Annotated in this window: 14 protein-coding genes; 6 read left to right on the forward strand and 8 right to left on the reverse strand. The window is 56.3% G+C overall.

The window, feature by feature from the left end:
* Positions 1–109 precede the first annotated feature (109 nt).
* Positions 110–1,861, forward strand: coding sequence for a gamma-glutamyltransferase (gene ggt / locus AC6I8W_RS01520; RefSeq protein WP_497836694.1), 1,752 nt, complete (start codon positions 110–112; stop codon positions 1,859–1,861).
* Positions 1,862–2,467: 606 nt separating this feature from the next.
* Here the strand turns inward: ggt and AC6I8W_RS01525 are convergent.
* On the reverse strand, positions 2,468–2,959 hold the full coding sequence (locus AC6I8W_RS01525) for a GNAT family N-acetyltransferase (RefSeq protein ID WP_497836695.1): 492 nt from the start codon (positions 2,957–2,959) through the stop codon (positions 2,468–2,470).
* Positions 2,960–3,289: 330 nt separating this feature from the next.
* Between AC6I8W_RS01525 and gntR the strand changes: the two genes are divergently transcribed.
* From gntR to gntU, 3 genes are all read left to right on the forward strand, one after another.
* The gene (gene gntR / locus AC6I8W_RS01530; RefSeq protein WP_497836696.1) at positions 3,290–4,285 is read left to right on the forward strand and encodes a gluconate operon transcriptional repressor GntR; all 996 of its coding nucleotides are present in this window, start codon (positions 3,290–3,292) and stop codon (positions 4,283–4,285) included.
* Between the two features lie 139 nt (positions 4,286–4,424).
* On the forward strand, positions 4,425–4,961 hold the full coding sequence (gene gntK / locus AC6I8W_RS01535) for a gluconokinase (RefSeq protein WP_021184064.1): 537 nt from the start codon (positions 4,425–4,427) through the stop codon (positions 4,959–4,961).
* Between the two features lie 2 nt (positions 4,962–4,963).
* Complete coding sequence (gene gntU / locus AC6I8W_RS01540; protein ID WP_497836697.1) at positions 4,964–6,304, forward strand: gluconate transporter; 1,341 nt, start codon at positions 4,964–4,966, stop codon at positions 6,302–6,304.
* A 90-nt stretch (positions 6,305–6,394) separates the two neighbouring features.
* Here gntU and AC6I8W_RS01545 read toward each other — a convergent pair whose 3' ends face one another.
* From AC6I8W_RS01545 to AC6I8W_RS01570, 6 genes are all read right to left on the reverse strand, one after another.
* On the reverse strand, positions 6,395–8,020 hold the full coding sequence (locus AC6I8W_RS01545; RefSeq protein ID WP_497836698.1) for a Na/Pi cotransporter family protein: 1,626 nt from the start codon (positions 8,018–8,020) through the stop codon (positions 6,395–6,397).
* A 107-nt stretch (positions 8,021–8,127) separates the two neighbouring features.
* Positions 8,128–9,120 (reverse strand): ABC transporter ATP-binding protein, encoded by a 993-nt coding sequence (locus AC6I8W_RS01550; RefSeq protein ID WP_480367371.1) that lies wholly within the window; start codon positions 9,118–9,120, stop codon positions 8,128–8,130.
* 2 nt (positions 9,121–9,122) lie between these two features.
* Complete coding sequence (locus tag AC6I8W_RS01555; RefSeq protein WP_497836699.1) at positions 9,123–9,908, reverse strand: ABC transporter permease; 786 nt, start codon at positions 9,906–9,908, stop codon at positions 9,123–9,125.
* A 10-nt stretch (positions 9,909–9,918) separates the two neighbouring features.
* The gene (locus tag AC6I8W_RS01560) at positions 9,919–10,764 is read right to left on the reverse strand and encodes an ABC transporter permease (protein ID WP_021184070.1); all 846 of its coding nucleotides are present in this window, start codon (positions 10,762–10,764) and stop codon (positions 9,919–9,921) included.
* The gene (locus AC6I8W_RS01565; protein ID WP_497836700.1) at positions 10,754–11,572 is read right to left on the reverse strand and encodes an alkaline phosphatase family protein; all 819 of its coding nucleotides are present in this window, start codon (positions 11,570–11,572) and stop codon (positions 10,754–10,756) included. The genes AC6I8W_RS01560 and AC6I8W_RS01565 overlap by 11 nt, the downstream gene beginning before the upstream one ends.
* Before the next feature lie 10 nt (positions 11,573–11,582).
* On the reverse strand, positions 11,583–12,644 hold the full coding sequence (locus AC6I8W_RS01570; protein WP_497836701.1) for an ABC transporter substrate-binding protein: 1,062 nt from the start codon (positions 12,642–12,644) through the stop codon (positions 11,583–11,585).
* Between the two features lie 225 nt (positions 12,645–12,869).
* Here AC6I8W_RS01570 and AC6I8W_RS01575 point away from each other — a divergent pair, with 225 nt between their 5' ends.
* Positions 12,870–13,568 (forward strand): UTRA domain-containing protein, encoded by a 699-nt coding sequence (locus AC6I8W_RS01575; RefSeq protein ID WP_480367382.1) that lies wholly within the window; start codon positions 12,870–12,872, stop codon positions 13,566–13,568.
* A gap of 70 nt (positions 13,569–13,638) precedes the next feature.
* The gene (psiE, locus tag AC6I8W_RS01580) at positions 13,639–14,049 is read left to right on the forward strand and encodes a phosphate-starvation-inducible protein PsiE (RefSeq protein ID WP_013507480.1); all 411 of its coding nucleotides are present in this window, start codon (positions 13,639–13,641) and stop codon (positions 14,047–14,049) included.
* A 75-nt stretch (positions 14,050–14,124) separates the two neighbouring features.
* Here the strand turns inward: psiE and AC6I8W_RS01585 are convergent, their stop codons facing one another.
* Positions 14,125–16,161, reverse strand: coding sequence for a prolyl oligopeptidase family serine peptidase (locus AC6I8W_RS01585; protein WP_497836702.1), 2,037 nt, complete (start codon positions 16,159–16,161; stop codon positions 14,125–14,127).
* Positions 16,162–16,257: the final 96 nt, after the last annotated feature.

Genomic DNA, 16,257 nt, shown 5'->3' on the forward strand with positions numbered 1-16,257 from the left:
CCAATCCAGGAGTGCACCTAATTTGAGTTAGCTGCTAATCTTTTTCAGTGTTTGTAAACACTTGCATCAATGTAAACAATTATAAACAACTGAAAAGGATGGTAGTGGCATGGGGATACAAGGCAGTGTACGCCGGTTCGGCTGGGCGTTGTTGATGAGTTTTACTGTGGTGCAGGGGGCGCAGGCGGCACCAAATAGCGCACCGCCGGTCTCTTATGGTGTGGATAGCGATACCTTCCATCCGGTGAAGGCGAAACATGGCATGGTAGCCTCGGTGGATGCTACTGCTACCGAAGTCGGCGTGGAGATTCTCAAACAGGGCGGCAATGCGGTGGATGCCGCGATCGCGGTTGGCTTCGCGCTGGCGGTGACCCATCCACAGGCCGGAAATCTCGGTGGCGGCGGATTTATGTTGCTGCGCACCGCCTCCGGCCAGACCACTGCCATCGATTTCCGCGAAATGGCCCCGGCGCGTGCCTCGCGCGATATGTTCCTCGATAAACAAGGCAATGCCGACAGTAAGTTGTCACTCACTTCCCATCTGGCATCGGGTACACCAGGCACGGTGGCCGGTTTTGCGCTGGCAGCCCATAAATATGGCACCCTGCCGTTAAGCACGCTACTGGCCCCGGCGATCAAACTGGCGCGTAACGGCATCATCGTTAACGATGCGCTGGCTGATGACCTCGCCACCTATGGCAAAGAGAACCTGATCAATCACGACAACAGCCGCGCCATCTTTTACAAAGCCAACGGGCAGCCTTATCAGCAGGGCGATCGTCTGGTGCAGAAAAACCTCGCGCACAGCCTGCAACTGATTGCGCAGCAGGGGCCGGATGCGTTCTACAAAGGCAAAATTGCCGACGAAATTGCCGGTGAGATGGCGCAGCACGGTGGCCTGATTGGTAAAGCCGATCTGGCGGCCTATCGCGCCGTCGAGCGTAAACCGGTCAGCGGCAGCTATCGCGGTTATCAAGTCTTCTCTATGCCACCGCCGTCATCAGGCGGTATCCATATCATTGAAATCCTTAACATCCTGGAAAACTTTGACCTGGCGAAAATGGGTTTTGGCAGTGCAGATGCGATGCAGGTGATGGCCGAGGCGGAAAAATACGCCTATGCCGATCGCTCGGAATATCTTGGCGACCCGGATTTCATTAAGGTGCCGCAGCAGGCATTGACCAGCAAAGCCTACGCGAAATCGCTGGCGCAGCAGATTGACGTCAACAAGGCACGCCCGTCGAGTGAGATCAAACCGGGCAAGCTGGAGCCGTATGAAAGCAATCAAACCACCCATTTCTCGGTGGTGGACAAAGACGGCAACGCGGTGGCGGTGACCTACACGCTGAATACTTATTTTGGCAGCGGCATCGTGGCCGGGCAGAGCGGCATCCTGATGAACAACGAGATGGATGACTTCTCCGCCAAACCGGGTACGCCAAACGTCTATGGTCTGGTCGGTGGTGAAGCCAATGCGGTGCAGCCTGCCAAGCGTCCATTGTCCTCAATGTCGCCGACCATTGTGGTGAAGGATGGCAAAACCTGGCTGGTAACCGGTAGCCCTGGCGGCAGCCGCATTATCACTACTGTGTTGCAGATGGTGGTCAACAGCATCGATTTCGGTATGAACGTCGCCGAAGCGACCAATGCACCGCGCTTCCATCATCAGTGGCTGCCGGATCAGCTGCGCGTGGAGAAGGGTTTTAGCCCGGACACCCTGCGTCTGCTGGAGAGCAAAGGTCAGCATGTGAAGGTGCTCCCGGCAATGGGTAGCACCCAGAGCATTATGATTGGGCCGGATGGGACGCGTTATGGCGCGTCTGATCCGCGTTCGGTGGATGATTTGAGTGCGGGGTATTAAACGTTCGCACTGGCGTTGTTTCGTTCGCCATAGGCTGATGTAGTTTCAGTTCGCCGGTGCGGCGACCGAGCAAAGGGTGCCTGGCCGCACCCTTTGCAATCCCGGGCCTCGCGCCAGCCTCTTTTTTTGCGCGATAAATCGCGCCGCTACAACTCAACGCCGCCTTTCGCCGCATCCATGCGGCTCATCCTGGCAGCATTCATTCGCTCAGCGAGTCCGGATGGCGCCCCACCCGCTGCTGTAGCTGCCGTTATCTTTTTGTTTGTTTCTTTTCGCTTTTTGCTTTTTTTCCTGCGGGATTGCAGGCGGTGGGGTGGGCGGCATCCACAGCGCCGAGCGCAGAGGGAAGGCCAGGCCGAGCCGCATGGATGCGGCGAGAGAGCGGAATGAGCCATGGATGGCGAATCCGCGCGTGCCGTGCGGCCTGAGTGATAAGCGAGGGGACAGCGCGATGCGCTGCGCGAGGACGCCGCAGGGCGCGGATTGTTAAGGCCCGCGCCCTCGGGCCTTAACCCGTCCGCCTGCACGATGCAGCTGAAACTCCCTAATGCCTGGCGGGCGGAACCTTCTCGGTGTTAAACCGCTGCCATCAGCGGGCGGAACCCCCTATTTCAACCGCGCCATATAATGGGTATCCACCAACACGCCGTTACGCATCGCATGGCGGCGCGCGGTGCCCTCAATCTCAAAACCAAACTTCTGATATAACCCAATCGCGGCTTTATTGTCGGTAAACACCGTTAACTCAATACGCGTCACCTGCAACCAGTTGTCGCATAGATCCACCATCGCCGCCATCAGCGCGGAACCGACACCACGGCGGTGAAACGCCGGATCAACCCCCATCCCGAGAGTCGCGGTATGGCGGCGGCGCATCGTCTCCAGCACGCTGACGGTGAGTTGTCCCACCACTTGTCCATCAATGCACGCCACCAGACGTTGCTCACCCGGGCGAATGTTTTGCAGTCGCTCCTGCCACAGCGCCGGTGATTGCAGCGGCAGATGTAGGGTATCCGCCTGGGTCTCTGCGTGGCTGTAAAGCTGGAACAGCGCGGCGGCGTCATCAGGGATGGTGTGACGGACAATGATCAGACTCATGGTGCGGCTCCTTGTGCAAAATTGAAAAATCCCCTTTAACATCAAGGATTTTTAATCGGTGGTCAATGGAAAATAATTCGCAAAAGGACTTTACAGACGCGAATGATAATGATTATTATTGCGATGCGGTCCCGGGACGTCCTCCTGACAAACCGGGAAAGCACGACATTGCTCACATTGCTTCCAGTGTTTCTTAGCCAGCTCGGGTGCTGGCTTTTTTTTTGCCTTTTTCTCCGACATTCGGCAACGATCCCGCTTCCCGCGCCCCGTTTACAATCGCATGACAATTTAATGATAGACTCAGCGTATCTCTGACCTCAGGCGCTTACGATGAAGAAAAAAAGACCGGTACTACAGGACGTTGCCGATCGCATCGGCATCACCAAAATGACCGTCAGCCGCTACCTGCGCAATCCCGAGCAGGTCTCCGCTGCGCTGCGTGACAAAATCGCCATTGCGCTGGACGAGCTGGGCTACATCCCCAACCGTGCCCCGGATATGCTCTCGAATGCCACCAGTCGCGCCATCGGCGTGTTGCTGCCCTCACTGACCAACCAGGTATTTGCTGACGTGCTGCGCGGAATTGAAACCGTCACCGATGAAGCGGGTTATCAGACGCTGGTGGCGCACTTCGGCTATAACGCGCAGAAAGAGGAGCTGCAGCTACGCTCGCTGCTGGGCTGGAATATCGACGGGGTGATCCTGACGGAACGTACCCACACGCCGGGTACGCTGCGTATGTTGGAAGTCGCAGGCATCCCGGTGATCGAAATGATGGATTCGGTCTCACCTTGTCTCGATATGGCCGTGGGCTTTAACAACGTCGAAGCGGCGCGTCAGATGACCCATGCTATCCTGAAAAAGGGCCACCGCCACACCGTCTACCTCGGCGCGCGCCTTGATGAACGTACCCTCCAGAAACAGCAGGGCTATGAGCAGGCGATGCGTGAAGCGGGGCTGACGCCGCATAGCGTGATGATGGAAGATGCCTCGTCCTTCAGCGCCGGTGCCTTGCTGTTGCGTGAGGCACAACGGTGCTATCCACAAACCGACAGTTTGTTCTGTACCAACGATGACCTTGCGGTCGGTGCGATGTTCGAGTGCCAGCGTCAGGGATTGAGCGTACCGGACCAAATGGCGATTGCCGGTTTCCACGGGCACGATATCACCCAGGTGGTGAACCCGCGCCTAGCGACGGTACTGACGCCGCGTGAACGTATGGGAAGGGAGTCGGCAGCGATGCTGCTGGCGCGAATTGGTGGCGATCGTTCGGTCTCCGCGCCGCTGGATGTCGGGTTTGAAATTGCCGAAGGCGGCAGCATCTGATTCTGGCGATTTTTTGAGTCAGTTCACACTTTCGTGCTTTTCCCGGTAAAAGGGTTGCCAGCCTGTAATCGGGTGCCGACAATGATGATCGAATTTGTTATCGGTAACATTGGCAGGTTAGCTGCCGGAGCGCAAAACAATGACAACGCCATCCCCGTCGCATCATGTTTTTATCCTGATGGGTGTGTCCGGCAGCGGAAAGTCTGCCGTCGCCAATCAGGTTTCACACCAACTCAACACCGCCTTCCTCGACGGTGACTTCCTGCATCCGCGCAGCAACATTATGAAAATGGCCGAAGGCCATCCGCTGGATGACAACGATCGCCGTCCATGGTTGCAGGCGCTGAACGATGCTGCTTTTGCTATGCAGCGTACCCAGGAAGTCTCCATCATTGTCTGTTCGGCGCTGAAAAAGTCCTATCGCGACATCCTGCGTCAGGGCAATCACAACCTGAAATTTGTCTATCTGAAAGGCGATTTTGAAACCATCGAATCCCGCCTGAAAGCCCGCAAAGGCCACTTCTTCAAACCACAGATGTTGGTGACGCAGTTTGCCACGCTGGAAGAACCCGGCGCGAACGAACCCGATGTACTGGTGGTTGATATTAATCATTCACTGGATGAGGTAGTTGCGGCCACGGTTGCGACCATCAAGGGAGCAATCAACAAGGGTTAGTCATGAGTACCGCAACGCTGGTGTTAACCGCAGCAGGCTCTGTCCTGCTGCTGCTGTTTTTGGTGATGAAAGCGCGTATGCACGCCTTTGTCGCCCTGATGTTAGTTTCCATTGGTGCCGGGTTGTTCTCCGGTATGCCGCTCGACAAAATTGCTGACACCATGCAGAAAGGCATGGGCGGCACGCTCGGTTTCCTCGCCATTGTGGTGGCGCTGGGCGCGATGTTCGGCAAAATCCTGCATGAAACCGGCGCGGTCGATCAGATTGCCATCCGCATGCTGAAAACCTTCGGAGAAAGCCGTGCGCATTACGCGATGGGCATCGCTGGTTTGATCTGCGCGCTGCCGCTGTTCTTTGAAGTGGCGGTGGTGCTGCTGATCAGCATCGCCTTTGCCGTGGCGCGTCGCACCGGGGATAACCTGGTGAAACTGGTGATCCCGTTGTTTGCCGGGGTGGCCGCTTCCGCCGCTTTCCTGCTGCCGGGACCGGCTCCGATGTTGCTGGCATCGCAAATGCACGCCGATTTTGGCTGGATGATTCTGTTGGGGCTGTGTGCTGCGATCCCAGGCATGATTATTGCCGGTCCGCTGTTTGGTAGCCTGATCGCCAAACACGTCACCTTCAGCGCACCACCGGAAGACAATCAGCCGGATGTAGAAGAGGGCAAACTGCCGTCGTTTCGCTTCAGCATGGCGCTGATTTTGTTCCCGCTGCTGCTGGTGGGGTTGAAAACCATCGGCGCCCGCTTCACCACGCCGGATTCGCGGCTGTACCAGTGGCTGGAGTTTATCGGCCATCCGTTCACCGCGATCCTGCTGGCCTGCCTGGTGGCGATTTATGGCCTGGCGTACCGTCAGGGCATGGATAAAGAGAAGGTGATGCAGGTCTGTGGCAGCGCGTTGCAACCGGCGGGGATTATCCTGCTGGTGATCGGTGCGGGCGGGGTGTTTAAGCAGGTGCTGGTGGATTCCGGCGTCGGTCCGGTGCTGGGGCACGCATTGATTGGCGCAGGCCTGCCGATTGCGCTGGCCTGCTTTATCCTCTCCGGCGCGGTGCGGGTGATTCAGGGCTCGGCGACAGTGGCCTGCCTGACCACCGTCGGCCTGGTGATGCCGGTGATCGAACCGCTGCACTACAGCGGAGCGCAGCTGGCGGCGCTGTCGATTTGTATCGGGGGCGGTTCCATTATTATCAGCCATGTGAATGATGCTGGTTTCTGGTTGTTTGGCCGCTTTACCGGCGCAACAGAAGGCGAAACCCTGAAGACCTGGACGCTGATGGAAACCCTCCTCGGCACCACCGGGGCGATTGTCGGGATGATTGCCTTCAGTTTGTTGTCTTAATCAATAGCACCGAATCGTAGCGGCGTGATTTATCACGCTGTTTTTAAACCCACGCGATAAATCGCGCCGCTACGGAAGCTGCCTTGACTGTTATTCCTCATCCCGATCGTCATCTGGCTGTTCCAGCACCGTATAGGCTACGGCGCAAAACAGCGAATTCAGACGCTTCATATCTCCCAGCAATCCCAGGTGCAGTGAACTGGTCTCGATGCTCTGTACGTTCTGGCGGTGCAGACGTTCAACATGGGCATGGGAAAAACGGCGAATCAGAATACGGAAGCGATGTTTGGATCGACGCAGGCGTTTAGCGCTGGCGACATCGTGGGATAAAAACACCGACAGACTCAGGCGCAGGTTATTCAGCAACTGCTCCTGCAAGGTTTCCAGCTCCTCCAGCCCTTCCTGTGAGAAAGCGCGACGTGCGGCCAGCGCTTTATCGGCCACGTCAGCGCTCATACGTTCGATGATGTCACCGGCCTGTTCCAGGTTAAGCGCCATTTCGATGATCTCAGCCCAGCGGCGTGAATCCTCTTCCGCCAGATCCTCCTTCTGCATGCGTGCCAGATAGAGTTTGATGGCGGTGTACAGCACATCAACATCATCATCCAGCCGTCGCACTGCGCGCTCCTCGCGCAGTTCACCATGCACCACCTTGCTGAAGGTTTCGACCATCTGCTCAACCACATCGCCAATACGCAGCGTTTCACGCGCCGCATTGACCAGCGCCAGCGCGGGGGTGTCCAGCGCGCTGCTGTCGAGGTGTTTCGGCTTCAGAACCGTATCGGTTTCCGCATCATCGCTGATCATCCTGGTGCACAGGCGAGCCATCGGATCGGTGAAGGGCACCATCACCAGGCAGCGGAGCAGGTTGTAGAACACATGGAAAAAGATCACCAACTCTTCGTCGTTTACCGGCAGCTTATCCAGCACTTCTGCCACCGGGTTAACGAATGGCAAAATCACGATGCTACCAATTAGTTTGAACAGCAGGCTGCCCAGTGCGACACGTTTGCCGGCGGCATTGGAGCCACTGGCGTTAATCATCGCCAGCAGGCCGCTGCCAAGGTTGGCACCAATCACCAGACAGAGGGCGACTTTAAACGAGATCACCCCGGTGGCCGTCAGCGTGGCGGTAATCAGCACCGCCGCGAGGCTGGAATAACTGATGATGGCAAACACGGCACCAATCAGGGCATCCAGCATCACATCGCCGGTCAGCGTGGAAAAGATGACCTGTACGCCCGCTGCCTGGGTAATTGGGCGCGCGGCGGCGACAATCAGTTGCAGCGCCAGCAGGATTAGACCGAGGCCGATACTGGCTCGTCCCAACTGACCGAGACGGGTTTGTTTACGCCCGAGGAAAAAGATCACGCCAAACAGGATAAACAGCGGCGACAACCACGAGAGATCGAAGGTCAGGATACGTGCCATCACGGCTGTACCGACGTCAGCGCCCAGCACCACCACTAAGGCTGGCGTCAGGCTGACAAGGTTCTGCGCCACGAATGAGGTGACCAGCATGGTGGTGGCGTTGCTGCTCTGCACCAGCGCGGTGACGCCAATCCCGGCGAGAAACGCCATCGGCTTTTTCTCGACGCTACGGCTGAGTACCCGGCGCAGATCGGCACCATACACACGCATAATGCCGGTACGAACAATGTGAGTGCCCCACACCAACAGGGCCACGGCAGATAACAGGTTTAGCAGGGTTAACACGTAAGCAGGCTCCTTTACCGTCAGGCTTTAAAGCAGATTGCCAGCCTGACGGAGAGCGCAACCTGTACAAGATATCGCCGCGCTGCGTTGCTAATTTTTCCTGTAATTTAAGCGACCTGGCGCAACGTCGACATCTCTAACTGTAGCCCAATCTGCATCCCGGCGGGGTGTAAATCTGCCGCGCTACGGTTCAGAACATCGACCGAAAGTTCCACATTGTGCGCTAGCACACGATAACGGATCACGTTGCCCAGCAGGCTGTGGCTGAGGATGGTGGCCGCAATACCCGATTCTGGCGCGCCAATCAGAATCGATTCCGGACGAATCGCCACCTGACCGGTGAATGTCTGGCCAGTCAACTGCGTTGCCTGTTCGGCACTCAGCAGGTTGTAGTTGCCGATAAACCCAGCGGCAAACAGATCGGCTGGTTGAGTATACAGCGCTTCGGCGTTGCCGTTTTGTACGATTTTTCCACGATTCATCAACACGATGCGATCGGACAGCGTCAGCGCTTCTTCCTGATCGTGGGTGACGAAGATGGTGGTGAGTTTTAGCTCCTGCTGGATATTGCGGATCTGCTCGCGCAGATGGCGACGAATTCGTGCATCGAGGGCCGACAACGGTTCATCCAGCAGCAGCAGACGTGGACGTGTTACCAGTGAACGCGCCAACGCTACGCGCTGGCACTGGCCGCCGGAAAGTTGATGTGGATAGCGGCGGGCGAAGTCGGTCAGTTCCACCAGCGCCAGCGCTTCCATCACCCGTTTCTGGATCTCACTCGCCGCCATTTTCTGCATCTTCAGGCCAAAGGCGACGTTCTTTTCCACCGTCATATTCGGGAACAGCGCGTAGCTCTGAAACACCATGCCGATGGTGCGCTTCTGCGGTGGCAGCGGCACGATGTCCTGGCCCTGCAACAAAATTTTGCCGCTGTCGACGGAGGTCAGCCCGGCGATACAGCGCAGCAGCGTCGATTTACCACAGCCGCTCGGGCCGAGCAGGGTGACGAACTCACCCTCGTCGGCGCTGAAATCGATATTTTCGAAAATGGTGGTCGGACCGTAGCTTTTATTCAGCTGTGTAACGTTCAGGTAACTCATGGTCAGCCTCGTTCAGGATTGAGGGCATTCGCCAGCCAGGTGACCAGCAGGACGACAACAAAATAGGAGATCACCAGTGCGCTGGTGAAATGGCCGCTGCCGTTGCGCATGTTGTAGAGATAAACCTGCAAGGTTTCATAGCGGGTGCCGACCAGCAGGTTAGCGAATACAAACTCACCTATCAGGAAAGAGAAAGAGAGCAGCACGGCGATAAACACCCCTTTACGCAGATTAGGCAGCACTACAAACAACGCCGCCTGCCAGGTGCTGGCACCCAACAGATGGGCGGCATCAATCAACTCTTTCAGGTTAATCGCCTGCATATTGTTGGAGATGGCACGATAGATAAATGGCAGCGCGATGGTGAAGTAACAGCCAATCAAAATCCACGGTGTGCCGGTCAGCATCAGCGGTGATGAGGAGTAGAGCTGCAACAGGCCGACCGATGACACCACTGGCGGCACGGCGAACGGCATCAGAATCAGCACGTTCATTACCGAGTCCAGCTTAGGAAAGTAGTAAGCGATCACAAACATTGCAGGCAGCACCAGCACTAACGAGAACAGCAGCGCACCAAAGCAAATCAGCAACGAATGGCCGAGCGCGGACAGGAAGCGGCTGTCGCTCCACAGTTCAAAGAACCATTTCAGCGTGTAGCCCTGCGGCAGAATGGTGTTGCTCCAGTCGGAGGAGAGCGCATACAGCAGCGTTGCCAGCAGCGGAGTCGCCAGAATCACCAGCAACAGCCAGACAATCAGGCGATGGTAGAGTTTTTCGACGCGAGACATGGGCTGCTCCTCAGGACGGTTTGGCGTTGAGATAACTGCGGCGCACCAGATACTGCTGCACCACGGTAATCACCGCCATCAGCAGCACCAGCAGCATCGCCAGTGCGCCACCGGTATTGGGATCCAGCGAAATATCGCCCGATACCAGGGCAGCAATACGTACCGGTACCACGTTAAAGTTGCCGGTGGTGAGCGCATAGATGGTGGCGTAAGCGCCGAGGGCGTTGGCCAGCAAAATCACAAAGGTGCCGAGCAGCGCCGGAAACAGAATCGGCAACCCGATATGCCACCAGTAGCGCCAGCGGCTGGCACCCAGCAATGCGGCGGATTCCTGCCAGTCCTGGCGCAGGCCATCAAAGGCCGGATAGAGCAGCAGAATACCGAGCGGGATCTGGAACCAGGTGTAGACAATCACCATGCCGTCGCGCGAGAACAGTTTGAAGCTTTCCAGCAAATTGTAATGGCGCAGCAGCAACGTCAGGCAGCCATTCAGTCCCAGCAAAATGACAAAGGCAAATGCCAGCGGCACGCCGGCGAAGTTGCTGGTCATATTGGTAAACGACATCAAAAAGCGCTGAAAGCGTCCGCTGCCCATCTGATGCAATGAATATCCGGCGACCAGCGCGATTAACAGACCATAAATGCTCGACCAGATCGAGATATCCAGCGACAGACGGAATGCCTGCAAATAGAACGGCGAGGTCAGGATATCGCTGTAGTTATCCAGTCCCCAGCTTTCGTTCATGTCGCTCCAGAAGCTGTTGATGGCGATCCACAGCAACGGGGCGAGCTGGAATGCCACCCAGAACAGGGCAAACGGCAGCAACAACAGCAGCGCGAGGCCTTTACCCTTCATGACGCGGCTCCGCCAGCAGGCCACGGCACACCGGCTTGTCATGCTCGACGCCGAGCAGGGTGCAGACGATGCCACACAGCTCAGTCTGCTGTGGTTCCAGCTCCGGCTGCTTTGAGAAGCCCTCACCAAATACAAACAGCGGCACGTTGGTCTCCTCCGGCAGAATTCCGCCGTGTGAGCGATCGTCGTTCATGCCGTGGTCAGCGGTGACAATCACCTGATAACCGGCTGCCAGCCAGCCTGGCATCCAGTGCGACAGATAACCATCGGCCATGCGTGCGCGGTTGCGGTACTGCGGCGATGACAGGCTGTGCTTATGCCCGGCATCGTCAATATTCATCGGGTGGATCAGCAGGAAATCCGGGTCGTGGCGCAGACGCAGACTTTCGGCATCTTCAAACAGGTGGGAATCCGGGTAGCCGTCGTCCCAGTAAAAGTGTCCATATTGAATAGGCAGCTCAGGCGCGACCGTATGTCGGTCGCGCGCTGCGTTAAACGGGGTCTGATTATACAGCTCACTCACCCAGTGGTACGCCGCGGCAGCGGTGGTTAATCCGGCGGCGCGGGCATAATGGAAAATGCTGCGCTCTTTGCTTAACCGGCTGACGCCGTTATGAATAATACCGCTGCGCACCGGCGGAATGCCGGTGAGAATGCATTCATATAGCGGACGCGACAGCGACGGCAGCTCACAGGTCAGGGTGTAATATTGGCCATTGCCCTGCGCGCATTCGGCAAACAGGTAACCCATTGCATGCTGCGCCACCTGATTGCTCAACCCATCCAGTACCACCAGGATTGTTTTCATCCCCTTCTCCTTACTGCTGCATATTGATGATCACGTTCTCCTGCCACAGACGCGGCAGTGCTTTTGATGATTTATCCCAGGCGGCCTGGTCTTTAATCGGACGGGCATTTTTGTACTCAGATTGCGGCAACAGTTTGGCCTGCACATCAGCTGGCAGCGTCAGGTATTGCGCACGAATCGGGCGCGCGTAGCCTTTTGCCAGGTTGGTCTGACCGGCATCAGAGAAGATATATTCACGCGCCAGTTTGGCTGCGTTCGGGTGTTTGGCGTATTTGTTGATGATGGTGGTGTAGCCAGAGGTCACGGAACCATCAGACGGAATCACCACTTCATAGCGGTTTTTGTCGATCTGATCGCGGTAGTTCAGGCCGTTAAAGTCCCACACCACCGCAACCTGGATTTCGCCTTTTTCGATGTTGGCAATCACCGGATCGGTCACGCCGAGGCGACCCTGTTTGGCGAGATCAGCAAAGAAGCTCAGTGCGGGCTTCAGGTTCTTCTCGTCACCACCCAGCGCATAGTTAGCCGCCAGCACACCGTTGGCAGCCTGAGCAGCCACACCAACATCACCGATAGTGACGACATACTTACCTTTTTTCAGATCGGCCCAGCTGTGCGGCACATCTTTGACCTGCTGTTTGTCGACGAGGAAGGCGATAGTGCCGGTATAGGCCAGCATCCAGTTGCCTCCTTTATCTTTTGCCCAGTCCGGCACTTGATCCCAGTGCGTCGGCTTATAGGGCTGCGCCAGGCCTTTCGCCACTGCGACCGGGCCAAAAGCGGCACCCACGTCACCGATATCGGCGCTGGCATTCTCTTTTTCTGCGGCAAATTTCGCCAGCTCCTGCGCCGATGACATATCGGTATCGCTGTGCTTCAGGCCATATTTGCTACTGATGTCATTCCAGGTATCTTTCCAGTTGGCCCAGCTATCTGGCATACCGACGCTGTTGATTTGACCTTCGCTGCGCGCGGCTTTTTCCAGCGCGGCGAGGTCGTTGTCGGCAGCCTGTGCGGCTGGTAAGGCAAGCAGTACAGCACTGGCTACTACAGAGGCGATTAACGCTTTCATCTCAGTTGCTCCCGGTGTAAGTTGAGGGACATCTTGGTCTAGTCCAGCAAGAACCGAGCCAATTTAGCTGTTGCAGATGAAGGTTTTATGACTAAGGCAGTAAAATGTGGTGTTGAGAGCCGATCCACACAAATGTTCGGAACGCATTGAGGCCAGGTTTACGTTGTCATTGGATTGTCATCGAACTGTCATAGTGCAGCTTCGCCCCAAAATGAGGCTTTAAAGATGTTGTCGAAAACGGCAGATGTCATCGCAGCCGCGCTGCACAGTCGGATTGACGCAGGTGAGTTCGCCAGCGGGCGCTTGCCTGCGGAACGCAGCCTGAGCGAACAATATTCCACCACGCGTATCACCTTACGTGAAGCGCTGGGATCGCTGGAGGCGCAGGGTATTATTTATCGGGAACTGCGACGCGGCTGGTTTCTGGCCCCGCCCAGGTTGGTGTATAACCCGCTGCACCACAGCCATTTCCACGCTATGGCTGCCCAGCAGGGACGTATCGCCAGCACCGAGGTGATAGAAGCGCGCAAGGCACCGGTGCAATCATCGGTGGCGCATCAACTGCAACTGACCGAGGGTGACGAGGTTTACCTGATTCGCCGTCTGCGCCGCATTGATGGCCGCGCGGTACTGTATGTGGAGCACTATCTTAACCCACACTATTTTCCGGGCCTGCTCGACGAGGATCTCACCCGTTCCCTGACCGACCTCTATAACCACCGTTATGGTATTCGTTACGGCGGCGCGCGTTTTACTATCCTGCCGGGGCCATTACCGGCGCATGCCGCGCCTGCCTTGAATGTTGCCAGCGGCACCCCCGGATTGCTGATCACCCGTACCAACCGCGATCAACATAAACGCGTCATCGATTGTGACTGTGAGTACTGGCGTTACGATGCGCTGTGCGTGGATGTTGATGTTTGACTATATTGTGATTTTGATCACACTGCCGCATGATAGCGCCAGAGATAACTCGTTTTACTAAGGCGCAAAAATGACTGAAAAATCAGCGGCGGGGCAACTGATTGCCACGGCTCTGCAATGGGTGCTGAACCTGGGATTGGTGATCCTGGCGATCATTCTGGTGGTGTTTCTTGGCAAAGAAACCATTCATCTGGCCAATGTGTTGTTCAGCACCGGCGAACAGGCATCATCATTTCTGCTGATCGAAGGGATCGTGATCTACTTTCTCTATTTCGAATTTATCGCGCTGATTGTGAAGTATTTTCAGTCGGGCTATCACTTCCCATTGCGCTATTTCGTCTATATCGGCATCACCGCGATTATTCGGCTGATTATCGTCGACCATAAAAACCCGTTCGATACGCTGTGTTACTCGGCTGCCATTCTGATTCTGGTGGTGACGTTGTGGCTGGCGAACAGCAACCGATTGAAACGCGAGTAGCGGCGCGATTTATCGCGCGGTTTTTTCCTGCAACGTGCACGAAATCGCGCGATTTATCACGCCGCTACGCATCCATTAGTTACCTGTCAGCATCTGCCACAGAAACTCTTCCACCAACGCCGATTTGAATGCAATCTGGCCTTTCTCAGGCGCGTTGCCGTGTCCGGCCTCGGTTTCTTCATACAACCACACCTGCTGATGTCCTTGTTGCTGCATGCGCGCCACCATTTTGCGCGCGTGTGCCGGGCTGACGCGATCGTCACGGGTTCCGGTGGTAAACAGGGTCGGTGGATAGGTTTTATCCGCCTGTACGTTGTCGAAAGGGGAATAGTTTTTCAGCCATTGCCACTCTTCCGGCTTTTCCGGATCGCCATATTCGGCGATCCATGATGCCCCTGCCAGCCAACGATGATAGTTCGCCATATCCAGCAGCGGGACTTCGCACACCAACGCACCAAAGTGCTCGGGATAGTCAGTCAACATATTGCCAATCAACAATCCGCCATTGCTGCCGCCGCGTGCCGCCAGACGCGCCGGGCAAGTGATGCCGCGAGCAACAAGATCGGCGGCGACGGCGGCGAAATCCTCATACGCACGGTGGCGATGCTCTTTTAACGCCGCCTGGTGCCACTGTGGACCATATTCGCCCCCACCGCGAATGTTTGCTACGACGTAAACACCGCCTTGTTGCAGCCAGGTCGTACCTTTCGCGCCAAGATAGTTGGGGGTTAGTGAGACTTCAAAACCGCCGTAGCCATTGAGCAACGTCGGGTGATCGCCGGTTAGCGGCAGGTTTTTGGCGCAAACCTGGAAATAAGGAATAGGGGTGCCATCCAGTGACATCGCAAAATGCTGCGTCACGGCAAACCCTGAAGCATCAAAGCTGGCCGGATCCTGCTTAACTTCAACACGTGTTTGCCGATCAAAGTCACCGTAGCTCAGACGTCGCGGCTGTAAAAAACCATGACTGATCAGCGCGTAGCGGTTGCTTTCACTATCCAGCCCATGCGCGAACACATTGGTGGCATCCGCGAGGGTGATCTCTTCAACCTGCTGCCATTGCCCCTCTGTCACCGTCATCACGCTAACGGTTTCCACCACATCGTGGATCTTATCCAGCAACAGGTAATCGCGTGTGGCGGAGTAGCTATTCAGCGTGGTGTGCGCATCTGGCGTAAACAGGGTGGTGAAGTGGCGTTTTCCCTGCTGGAAATCCTCAAGGTTAATCGCCAGCAGCGCGCCAGCCGGGTGGACCTCATCTCCTATCTGCCATTGGGTGGTCAGGGTGACCAGCAGCCACGCTTTGAAGAAACCGGCTGTGGCATCGTCCGGGATGGCGATGTGTTCAAGCTGATCCCGATCGCGGAGTAACCAGGTTTGATGGTGGTAAAAATCGATCCCGCGATACACCAATTCTTTCTCATAACCCGGGGTGTGAATGCGCCAGGCGGAGACAGAAAGGTCGTTGGTCTCGCCCGCGTAAATTAACGGGGCTGACTCAGGTAATGTACCGCGCTGCCAGCGGCGCACACTGCGTGGATAGCCGGATGCGGTCAAGGTATCGCCACCCGCATCGAGGCTCAGTAAAAGGGTGTTTTCATCCACCCAACTCACCCGGCTTTTGCTGACAGGGAGAAAAAATCCATCGGTGATAAAGGTTTTGCTGACCAGATCAAATTCGCGAATTTCACAGGCATCGCCACCGCTGGAGAGGTAAACCAGCGCGCGCGAATAGTCGGGGTAGAGTGGCTGCGCACCATGGAAACTCCAGTGGCTGCCTTCCTGCTGATTGAGTTGATCCAGATCCAGCACCGTTTCCCACTCGGGTTCGGCGCTCTGATAAGAGTCCGCGTTAGTACGCCGCCAGATACCGCGTGGATGATGCTCATCCTGCCAGAAGTTATACAGGCTATCGCGATAATGGGTGACCCACGGGATATTGGACTTGTCGTTCAGCCAATGCAGCGTCGCCTGCTGCGCGTGTTGGAAACGGCTGCCTTGGGCGAATTGGGCGGTGGTAAGGCGGTTTTGTGTGGCGACCCAACTGAGCGCCTGTTCGTTGAGTGGTTGTTCCAGTGCGTTTAACAGATCCTGATGTTGTCTTGATGTCATGTCATATCCTTGGTGGCCTGGTGAACAGAAACAAGCATAACGGTTTTACATTGAATTAACTTACAACGCATTTCCGGCAACGCTTCGTTATTCGCG

Source organism: Pantoea sp. X-Soil-TKNS-1211, assembly GCF_059730495.1.

Coding starts and splice junctions, on each gene's coding strand:
- ggt (WP_497836694.1), top strand. CDS start 110: ATGGGGATACAAGGCAGTGTACGCCGGTTCGGCTGGGCGTTGTTGATG.
- AC6I8W_RS01525 (WP_497836695.1), bottom strand. CDS start 2,959: ATGAGTCTGATCATTGTCCGTCACACCATCCCTGATGACGCCGCCGCG.
- gntR (WP_497836696.1), top strand. CDS start 3,290: ATGAAGAAAAAAAGACCGGTACTACAGGACGTTGCCGATCGCATCGGC.
- gntK (WP_021184064.1), top strand. CDS start 4,425: ATGACAACGCCATCCCCGTCGCATCATGTTTTTATCCTGATGGGTGTG.
- gntU (WP_497836697.1), top strand. CDS start 4,964: ATGAGTACCGCAACGCTGGTGTTAACCGCAGCAGGCTCTGTCCTGCTG.
- AC6I8W_RS01550 (WP_480367371.1), bottom strand. CDS start 9,120: ATGAGTTACCTGAACGTTACACAGCTGAATAAAAGCTACGGTCCGACC.
- AC6I8W_RS01555 (WP_497836699.1), bottom strand. CDS start 9,908: ATGTCTCGCGTCGAAAAACTCTACCATCGCCTGATTGTCTGGCTGTTG.
- AC6I8W_RS01560 (WP_021184070.1), bottom strand. CDS start 10,764: ATGAAGGGTAAAGGCCTCGCGCTGCTGTTGTTGCTGCCGTTTGCCCTG.
- AC6I8W_RS01565 (WP_497836700.1), bottom strand. CDS start 11,572: ATGAAAACAATCCTGGTGGTACTGGATGGGTTGAGCAATCAGGTGGCG.
- AC6I8W_RS01570 (WP_497836701.1), bottom strand. CDS start 12,644: ATGAAAGCGTTAATCGCCTCTGTAGTAGCCAGTGCTGTACTGCTTGCC.
- AC6I8W_RS01575 (WP_480367382.1), top strand. CDS start 12,870: ATGTTGTCGAAAACGGCAGATGTCATCGCAGCCGCGCTGCACAGTCGG.
- psiE (WP_013507480.1), top strand. CDS start 13,639: ATGACTGAAAAATCAGCGGCGGGGCAACTGATTGCCACGGCTCTGCAA.
- AC6I8W_RS01585 (WP_497836702.1), bottom strand. CDS start 16,161: ATGACATCAAGACAACATCAGGATCTGTTAAACGCACTGGAACAACCA.